Origin of the sequence: Nostoc sp., from assembly GCF_036918015.1 — a bacterium.
Lineage (GTDB): Bacteria > Cyanobacteriota > Cyanobacteriia > Cyanobacteriales > Nostocaceae > Nostoc.
The window spans coordinates 19,724-29,864 of sequence record NZ_JBALEO010000017.1; the positions used below are offsets into that span (position 1 = coordinate 19,724).

At 42.2% G+C, this 10,141-nt stretch carries 9 protein-coding genes; all 9 read left to right on the forward strand.

Annotated elements, in window-relative coordinates:
* The first annotated feature begins 47 nt into the window (after positions 1–47).
* Complete coding sequence (locus V7K61_RS04515; RefSeq protein ID WP_442936291.1) at positions 48–245, forward strand: hypothetical protein; 198 nt, start codon at positions 48–50, stop codon at positions 243–245.
* A gap of 193 nt (positions 246–438) precedes the next feature.
* Positions 439–762 (forward strand): hypothetical protein, encoded by a 324-nt coding sequence (locus tag V7K61_RS04520; RefSeq protein WP_335051325.1) that lies wholly within the window; start codon positions 439–441, stop codon positions 760–762.
* Between the two features lie 631 nt (positions 763–1,393).
* Positions 1,394–4,111 (forward strand): TnsA endonuclease N-terminal domain-containing protein, encoded by a 2,718-nt coding sequence (locus V7K61_RS04525; RefSeq protein ID WP_335051327.1) that lies wholly within the window; start codon positions 1,394–1,396, stop codon positions 4,109–4,111.
* On the forward strand, positions 4,111–5,592 hold the full coding sequence (locus V7K61_RS04530) for an ATP-binding protein (protein ID WP_335051329.1): 1,482 nt from the start codon (positions 4,111–4,113) through the stop codon (positions 5,590–5,592). Before V7K61_RS04525 ends, V7K61_RS04530 begins: the two co-directional genes overlap by 1 nt.
* Before the next feature lie 90 nt (positions 5,593–5,682).
* Positions 5,683–6,099: a hypothetical protein gene (locus V7K61_RS04535; RefSeq protein ID WP_335051331.1), complete on the forward strand. Its 417-nt coding sequence runs from the start codon at positions 5,683–5,685 to the stop codon at positions 6,097–6,099.
* 48 nt (positions 6,100–6,147) lie between these two features.
* Positions 6,148–6,579: a hypothetical protein gene (locus tag V7K61_RS04540; RefSeq protein ID WP_335051333.1), complete on the forward strand. Its 432-nt coding sequence runs from the start codon at positions 6,148–6,150 to the stop codon at positions 6,577–6,579.
* A gap of 49 nt (positions 6,580–6,628) precedes the next feature.
* Positions 6,629–7,000, forward strand: coding sequence for a hypothetical protein (locus V7K61_RS04545; protein WP_335051335.1), 372 nt, complete (start codon positions 6,629–6,631; stop codon positions 6,998–7,000).
* 1,108 nt (positions 7,001–8,108) lie between these two features.
* Positions 8,109–9,782, forward strand: coding sequence for a group II intron reverse transcriptase/maturase (gene ltrA / locus V7K61_RS04550; RefSeq protein WP_335051338.1), 1,674 nt, complete (start codon positions 8,109–8,111; stop codon positions 9,780–9,782).
* Between the two features lie 169 nt (positions 9,783–9,951).
* Positions 9,952–10,116 (forward strand): hypothetical protein, encoded by a 165-nt coding sequence (locus V7K61_RS04555; RefSeq protein WP_335051341.1) that lies wholly within the window; start codon positions 9,952–9,954, stop codon positions 10,114–10,116.
* Positions 10,117–10,141: the final 25 nt, after the last annotated feature.

Below are 10,141 nucleotides of genomic sequence, written 5' to 3' on the forward strand. Positions count from 1 at the left end.
AAGAGTACGAGATAATGCGGATGAGTCTAGAAGTGTAAAAGCAGACTATGATAAATCAGCATCTACAAGCTGCAACACTAAAAACGGAAGTGTCAACTGCGATGCCTTCGGCGAGCTTCGCTAACGCAGAGTTACAAGAATTTATCGCCACTTGTCGTGATGCTCGTGAGGCAAGAAAAGCTTTGGCGGTCAAGTTAATTTACCAAGATTACTTATACGCAATACTCCGGACAATTTTTAGTTGAGGGAATAGACAAGAAAGCTATCGAGCCATTAAGGTGCTGATTAGAAAAAACTTGCACCGACTCGATAGCCATATGGAAATTGTACAAAGCTTACTGAGCAAAATGGGGATTTTCCATAAACCACAGATAAAAGCATTGACAACGCTGTTTGCGACGATTCTAATTGCCTGTGGCAAGGTAAACAATACCCAACTTGAGCCGCTACAGCCAACAAACCGAGAGAACTTATCGCCGACAGTTTAAAAAACAGTTTGATTTCGCTCAGTTCAACGCGGAACTAATCAAAGCAGCAACGTCTGAAAATCACTCGATGATTGCCGTGATGGATTGTTCATTCATTGCCAAAAGCGGGAAAAAGACCAATGGATACGACCAATTTTATAATGGCAGTCACAATCGAGTCGAGAGAGGATTAGAGGTATCCTTGGTGGCGGTAGTAGATGTAGAAACGGAAGTGGCCTATAGTCTGCTTGCTGAACCCGTTGTGCAAATTGATGCCAAAATGGGAAGGTCGTGAATACAGCGAAAAGATATAACAGTCCTGCATCTACCAATAGGATAGTCTTGACGTTCGGAGTCATGTCAAGATGCTGAAGGGCGAACACCGTTAGGCAGACTCCCGCCGCGAGATACAGGAGCGTAAACAGGGTAAATCGTCTCATGGTTTTCTTGTGTTCTGCTAAATTCTGGAAAACTAGAAATTTGAGGTAGTGACCAAATTTGATTTTCGACAAAAAAGGATTTTAGATTATGAAAATCATGTTTCAATTCGACAAATAACTTAGTGCATTAGTGTGCTTTGAATCATAATTTGGGAAAAATTTTGAACCATAAATCGAGAAAGAGTTAACGCAATTTCGGGCTTTCTTCACCAATCACAACATAAAACTTTGAATCAAATCATGAGAGAGAGTTGAAATTTTGAAGCATAATTAAAAAATGAGTTGAAAAAACACAATTGGATGAAACTTGCACAAAAAATCTCTGAAAAAATTGCCATAACTTAAACTTTCAATTCAAAATATGGTTTAAAATTCCAAGATATGCTTCACTTAAAACCATCCCCCTATAGTTTTGTATTGCGTACTAAAAGCCTAAAACCGCCTCCTGGCAAAGAGAAACACTCTTTCTGTAGATGAAAAACTCTCATGAGAGACGACGAATTTGATTATTGGTGTAAGCAACAGCAACTAACGGCGCAAACACTCTTACTAATCGCCGCAATTCGTGCTGCCCCACCTTCTCGCAGAGTACAAGGACGCGCCAAGAACGTCAGTGGAGTTTACCCTAGCCGCAAAATGGGTCAAACCATTCAATTTGAGAGCCACACAGTAGAACTATGGGCGATTTACCAAATGGAACACGACCCACAGGTGTTAGAGTTCTACGACCAACCACCCTCATTTAAAATTCAGTACCAAAACCAAAACGGACGAAAAATAGGTCATTACCATACCCCAGACTTCTTCGTACTGCGGACGACAGGTGCAGCTTGGGAAGAATGGAAAACCGAAACCGAGTTAAAACGATTAGCCCAAAAATACCCTTCACGCTACCAAAAAACTGAAACTGGTCATTGGCATTGCCCACCAGGAGAAGCTTACGCCGAATCTTATGGACTCAAATACCATGTTCGCACCGATACCGAACTAAATTCCATATTCACTCAGAACCTAATGTTTTTAGAAGACTACTTTAGGTTCACCATCAATGTTCCCCACTCCATTACAGAACAAATCAAAGCAGCAGTTCAAGCCACCCCAGGAACAACTATAGCCACTACACTTGCAACCATCGGGGGAGTGCGTGCTAACGATATTTACGCCATGATTGCCACAGAGCAACTCTACGTAGACTTGTATGCAGTTCCCCTAGTGGAGCATTGGCGAGTACAGCTATGGGCAGACCAACAAACTCATGCTGCTCATACACATTTAGCCATAGGGACAACTGGGTATCATCAACAAATCACCTCTCCCGCAACACTCTTACCTAACACCTTATTAGTCTGGGACGCACAACTTTGGACTTTAGTTAACTTGGGTGAGACGACAACCACACTTTTACCCGAAGTTGGGCAGCCAATGCAGTTGCCCACAGCATTTTTTCTGCAATTATTTGATAGTGGCACTATCAACATTCTAACTTGCGAAACACACGCAACCATCAATGAAAAAGTGCGTGAATTAATGAATGCCGCCTCGCCTGCGGATCTACAAAGAGCCAATCGCAGATTTCATCTAGTACAAGCATATTTCCAGCATCACACAGACATAGGGAAGGACATACCTCAAAGCACCTTATCTCGATGGATCAAACAGTTTCGGGAAGCGTCAGCCACTTTTGGTTGCGGTTATGTTGGTTTGCTCCCACGTACAAATAATAGAGGAAATCGCCTACCCAAAGCACCAATAGATGCCAGCGTTTTACTAGATAAATTTATTACAGAACACTTCGAGACACCAAGACAAGCTCCAGCCGCTTCCGTTTATCGGGCATATACAAGAGCCTGCTGTACAGCCAACATCCCTCCACTGAGTCAGCGCACATTTTATACTCGGCTGAAAAAGCGTCCAATCCATGAGCAGACTTTAAAACGTCAGGGAGCAAAAGCCGCATACCCAACCGAACCGATTGTTTTAGAACTAGCAAAAACTACACCCCGGCATGGAGACAGACCCCTTGCTATCTGCCATCTTGACCACACCCAACTTGACATCGAATTACGCTCCCAAGTGACTGGTCGGAACTTAGGACGACCTTGGCTAACCTTACTGATTGATGCCTACTCCCGACGAATCTTAGCAGTTTTTCTCACCTTTGACCCACCCAGTTACAGGTCTTGCATGATGGCACTACGGTTGTGTGTTCAGCGTTTTGGTCGTTTTCCCCAATCCGTAGTTGTAGATGGTGGCAAGGAATTTCATAGCGTTTACTTTGATACTTTGTTAGCACGCTACCACTGCATCAAAAAGACTCGTCCTGGTGCTAAACCCCGTTTTGGCTCAGTAGTTGAGCGATTATTCGGCACAACCAATACTAAATTTATCTATAACTTACTGGGCAACACCCAAGCCAGTAAACAACCACGTCAACTCACTTCTTCTGTTGACCCTAAACAACTTGCTGTTTGGACATTAGCAGATTTATATACCTACCTGTGTGAGTGGGCGTACACCATTTATGACACAAGCGTACATGACTCCTTGGGTGAGACACCATTACAAGTTTATACCGACGCAATCGCTGCCACAGGGGAGAGGGAACACCGACGCATTGCATACAACGAAGACTTCCTCATGGCAACACGCCCTAGCACACCCAAAGGAAACGCTAAAGTCCAGCCGGGACAGGGAATTAAAGTCAATTATCTTTATTACTGGAACGATGCTTTCCGCAATCCGGTTGTCGAAAAAACCAAAGTCAGTGTGCGCTATGACCCTTTTGATATGGGTGTAGCTTATGCGTACCTGGAGGGAAGATGGGTCAAATGTATCTCCCAGTATTACAGCACCTTTGCCGGGCGCACAGAGAAAGAAGTGCTGTTAGCAGCCCAAGAAATTAGACAGCAAGATAAGCGTAATGCTGTGAGTACAAATATCTCTGCTAAACGCCTAGCAGACTTCATCGCGGCAGTGCAAGAACATGAAACTTTGCTCATGCAACGATTACGGGATTTGGAAGCTGTTGGGGTACTGGAAAATTTAACGCCCAATAAGGAAGGTGTACCCCAGTTCCCCCCAGTTAGCATTCTTGAGCCGGAGATGTCAGCACACAGCCAAGATGACGAACAATTGCCAGCACTGCAAAACAACGTTGAACTGTTGGATCTCACACGACTGCCGATACTAGGGGAATACCGTTAATGGACAAATTTTTAACCGGGAAAGGGAGCGACCAAATGCACCTCAAACTTACTCAGTTTAAGGAGTATGCAGTTTTACATCCCCAGTTAGCACGGGTAGATATGCTGTTAATGCGTGCGATTCGAGAACCCGCCGGATTTGCTCATGTGTTGGTTTATGGGCCAAGCGGTGTGGGTAAAACAACGATGATTCGCCAGATTGCTAAACGGTTAAATGAAAATGTACCCGAACCGTTATCCGGTGTTTCCAATCCCTTGAGCTATCGTAACGGCAGTCAGCCCCCGATGCCATTATTGCTATTAGAAACACGACCATCTGATGGTGGAGTGTTTAATCGGGCAGATTATTACCGCACTGCACTTAAACTTTTGGGAGAACCATTCTATGAGCGGCGGATGCTGATAGATATTGATGCGGAGCAGACTTGGGAGAAGAAAGGACGTGGGCGTACTAAAACAGCACAGTTTAATGATTCGCCCGAACTACGCCACGCATTAGAAGAGGCGATGACCAAACGTGGAGTGCGGGCGGTGATTCTGGATGAAGCACAGCACTTAATGAAGATTGGGACTGGTGCTAGTGCTGGTAAGCTTTTAGACCAGTTAGACTGGATTAAGTCCATGACCAATGTTACGGGTGTGCTACACATTCTGATTGGGACTTACGAACTGCTCAATTTTCGCAATTTAAGTGGTCAAGCATCCCGGCGGGGACTGGATATCCATTTTCCGCGTTATTTGTATCAGAATGAACTTGACCGCCAAGACTTTCAATCGGCATTATTAGCACTTCTGATGCAAGTGCCTATGAATGTGGATGTTCCGCAACTAATGCAGCATTGGCTTTACTTCTATGAACGTTCCATTGGTTGTGTTGGGGTACTTAAGGACTGGCTTATACGTACTGTGGCGGCGGCATTACATGATGGACAGGATACTCTGAGTTTAGAACAATTCCATGAACATACGCTCTCTCTTGCCCAATGTGAACGCATGGCGCTGGATACTACTGAGGGTGAACAAAAACTTAGTTACATGGAAAGTCGTCGTGAACATTTGTGGCATTTGCTACAGATGGGAATGGGTTCTACATCTGTACCAAAAACTGCGGTGGATTTATCAAAGGGCGCAGCAGATGTGGTTGCATCGCCCCCAAAATCATCTAAACCATCATCTCACTCCAAAAGGACTCGTAAAAAGCCCGTCAGTTCTACGGCCGATGAAACGGCTTCCACAACACCAGATGAAATTCCTATCGAGCCAGTCCCCAAGAAAAAGCAAACTCGCAAGAAGATGAAACCAGCTGATTCTTCAATTAGCGAGACACCACTAGAAACAAATATTACCGCCAGTAACACGGTAGAAAAGAAGACGATTGATGATGAAGCCACAACTCAACAGGAAACGCGCCATACGCCTAAAAAGTCTTCCCAACGTGTTGGGCAACGCAAACCCAAACGAGATTCTGTTGGACTTGAGTGAACATCAAAAAATTCAGTAGTAAACAGTTTTTATCAAGGGGATCAGTTTTTCAATAATGTTCACATCGGTATTCAAGGAAATTATTAATTAATGAGTTTATCTACTTTACCTATAGAATTTGAATTAGCAGCCGCTCAAATTTCATCCATTCATTATCCACACTCTCGTTTTAAATTAACAGCCGAATTTAAAAAAGAGTTTTTAATAATTGATTTTCAAGGCTATTTTACCGAAACGTTTGATCCGAAAAACCGTCCTGATTCTAATCCTATTAGTGAAGTTTATCGAAATAAGAAGGTTGATTTCCGGCTATTTTGGTCTGGGGAACATTTAGCGTTATCTGGCTGGTGGAGAACTGCAATTCTATCGCTTGAGTACACTCCAATACGACAAGAATGGTTGAACGAAGATGGTGAGGAAATTCTTCGTCCCTATCCAGATGGTGATAAGTTTGAGGCAATTGCTGCTTCTTTGTACCCGATTTTACAGCAGTATTTCCCAATTTGAAGATTATGTCTAAAAATCAGAGTAAAATTAAAAATAATAGTTACTAAGATGAATCAGCTAACAATCTCTGACAAAATCGAAACTTGTTTCTCTATTAAAAAGCTAGTTAACTTAATAGAAGCACAAATATTGGAATTAAATGAAAATCTAGAATTAACTAGTGAAGAGATTTTTGAGATTGTCTGCCAAGAATCTCACCTAAATACTGATCTTCTAAAACAAGCTTTGGGTTGTAAATGTCCTTTTGCTTTAATTGGTTTTATTAATGAATTAGAATTTAATGAATTTTCTAAGTTGATAGAAAAAGAACTAAATTGTAAATGTCCATTTGCATTAACTGGCTTCTTGAAGGAATTAGCGAATTCAGAGATGGCTGACCCTGTTAGATTATTGAGGCACATGAAAAATATAAATATACTGGCATTACTTGAATCTGGCTTGGTTTCAAGTCAAATAGCAGCAATTAGCAAGCAAAGATAAATGAATAATAGACTATCTAAATCTCATAGCAAGGGAATAAAAATAAAAAATGAATATCAAAAATGAAAATTATGCTGGTTTTCAAACTTGGTCAAAGCAAGTTGCATCTTGGCGATGTATTACTCCGCTACTTTCGATTGACATTGAACGAGAACGTAGTTGCGTGTGGTTTAATGTAGGTGGCGAAAATCGTCCTCTTGTTAGGTACGAAATTTTTTCCAATATGGGTGGTTGGCAAAGTGGTCATGAAGCTAATGCTGCTGCTAATCTATCCGCTTTTTCATTAGAAGAAGCCAAATATTTATACAGCCAACTTATTACTGGCAAGATGAATAATGAAGTCAAGTCAATTTTAACTATTGTTGCAATTGCTAAAAAACATGAAAACAGTCCTCAAAATAAAATGGGATACCAGAAATAGGGTTCGATATAGCGGAGCTGACACATTGTTTGGTTTAAATAGCAGTCTAGAAAAAAAGGGATTAAACCAAGCAGTGCCTAAGTTTTAGTGGCAGGAACACTCTTTTAATATGGATGAAGTTTGTGAAGTTGGAGGATTTGCGGGCGCTTTCGCCTTTAATTTGGGGTCATGTTAATCCTTATGGTACTTTTCGTCTGGATCTCAATGTCAGGTTGCCAATTGAGACAGGGTAAATGTGTCTAAAAATACTAATACTAGTATTTTTGAGAATTTTATAGCCTGAAAGTGATTGACAGCAGTACTTTCAGCCTATCTTGCCTCTGCTGAAAGTTTCGCTGTATCTACGTATCTACGCCAAATTACACCTATAGGAGGCTCAATCTCACTTACGGGTGTTATTGAAAAATGGGTGGCTAAGATGCTTATGGGGGAAGGCTTTTAGCCAAAGCGTACAATTTTCCCGTTTTGGGTGCGACACGATGGCGCACGAAGGGCTGGAAGCCCCTATATATATAGCTTCCAAAAGATGAGTGAGGAACCGATTCCTCCAGTCTGGTGTCCAAGACTGTTCCTAACCTTCCCATGCACCACTGGTAACGGCGGTGTATGAAGCGGAAAGTAAAGCCCAAGGAAGCATTTAGCCTAAAAATGTAACCGGGCAAAGGAAAGATTGGATGGGTGAATGTAAATGAATCCTTGTTGAGGCATCGTAAGAAAAGGTCATCGAAAAGGCTGGCACGGTGATACGAGTAAAGCACTGAATATCCCAAAATTATTCAGTCAAGGTTCAACTCCTCAATACAAGTTGAACTGGGACACCAAACACAAGGCGTGTAGAGAGGACACCCTACCCCAATCAAATCTCATCCGTGCGTAACGTAGTAACCCCAATGGAGTCTGGGATTATACCCAGTAAGCAACTCGTAAGGGAAGCCGAATTCTTCAGTGGGTCAAGGATGCTTCCAAAAGCGAAAGCCACCAGTCGAAAGGCTTGGGGAATCCATAACCCGGTGGATAGGACAGATGTCTAACCTGAAAGGGTGCTGACGGGAAGCAGGTGAGTCAACCAATATCCGTTGTAATGATTTCAAACCGAGGTGTAAGTTAGATGCAGGCAACTGTAAACCGAACCAAGGGACAGACTGATTGGAATTGTGTTAATTGGCGCAAAGCCAATCGGATTGTTCGGAATTTGAGACAGCGAATCTTTAGGGCAAAAACTGAGGGCAAACTGAAAAAGGTGCGCTCTCTCCAGAAACTGATGCTACGCAGCTATTCTAATCGCCTAGTTAGCGTTAGAAAAGTGACGCAGTATAACAGAGGTCGAAACACACCAGGAATAGATAAAGTAGTAGTAAAAACTGCTACAGCCAGGGGTCAGTTAGTAGATAAATTAACTGATTATTCTCCCTGGAAATCATCACCAGCACGACGAATTTACATCCCAAAAGCTAATGGAAAGAAACGACCTTTAGGAATTCCAGTAATACAAGATCGTACCATCCAGGCAATGGTTAAAAATGCCTTAGAACCCGAATGGGAAGCAATTTTTGAAAGGTCAAGTTACGGTTTCCGACCAGGACGTAGCCCCCATGATGCTATTGAAAGTATCTATAACCTCGCCCGTCCGAATAAACGGAAGAAATGGGTGGTAGATGCAGACATTCAAGGATGTTTTGACAACATCTCACATAATTTTCTGTTAGAGCGATTAACAGGCTTTCCAGCCCATGAATTAATTAAACAATGGCTACTAGCAGGATATATGGAAGCGGGTTCATGGCATCCTACAGATGCTGGTACACCGCAAGGGTCTGTTGTCAGTCCGTTGTTAGCAAATATAGCTTTGCACGGTATGGAAGAAGCCTTGGGAGTTAAATATAACTTGGACGGAGAACTACGTGCAGCAAGAGCCTTGGTGAGATACGCCGATGATTTTGTAGTGTTCTGTGAAACACTTGAAGATGCAGAAAATGTTGTTCAAATCCTTAATGATTGGATGCAAGTCAGGGGGCTTACCCTCTCCCAGGAGAAAACCAAAATATCGCATCTTACAGAAGGGTTTGACTTTTTGGGTTTCAATATAAGACACTACAAAGACCAAACCACAAAAACTGGATGGAAGCTGTTAATTAAACCTAGCAAAAAGTCTGTGCTAAATATTCGGAGTAAACTGCGTTCCGAATGGCTTAACTGTAAAGGGAAGTCAGTAGATGCAGTCATTAAAAAGCTTAATCCGATTATTCGGGGACAAGCGAATTACTTCCGAATTGGAGTAGCCTCCAAAATTTTCAATTCTCTTGACCACTGGTTATATGAGAAACAGAAAATGTATGCCAAACGCACTCATCGCAATAAATCTGATAGCTGGCGTAAGGCTAAATACTGGGGAAATCTAAATCTTGATAGACCATTTGACCGATGGGTTTTCGGTAATAAAAAAACCGGAGCCTATATGTTGAAATTTACTTGCTTCAAGATTAAAAGGCACATTCTTGTTAAAGGTAAATCATCACCAGATGACCCCAAATTAAGAGACTACTGGATTAAAAGGCAAGAAGCTAAAACTAAATCCGAATTAATCAAAAGTAGGCAGAAGATAGCCCAAAGGCAACAATATGTCTGTCCTGTCTGCGGGGAATCGCTATTAAATGATGAAGAGTTACATCTTCATCATAAAAAGCCAAAATCTCAGGGTGGTGGTGATAATTACGGCAACCTACAACTCGTACACTTGTACTGCCATCAGCAAATACATTCTGGAACAATTTGTAGTTTATGACTTGCTTGAGCCGGATGCGTTGCAAGGCGCAAGTCCGGTTCTGAGGGGGCGGGATTATAGCGATATAGTCCTGCTACCCGACCACGGTGATGCCTACTTTGACGCTGATTTCTGAAGCATAAAATGGTTAACTCTTTTTGAAGCATATCTTGAGCTAAAAGTTCATTTTATGATTCAAATCACAATTAGCACTTTTAACGATTACTTCGGTTGGTGGAACTATGTTAACCGCTACAAAGTATTTGCTCAAACTCAACCATCAGAAGTTGTAAAAGATGTAACTCTGTGGGCTGCGGATTTAATTAAAGCCCAAGGTTGCGTTTTACAACTTTGAAAACAGCATATTTAACCCTTCGGTC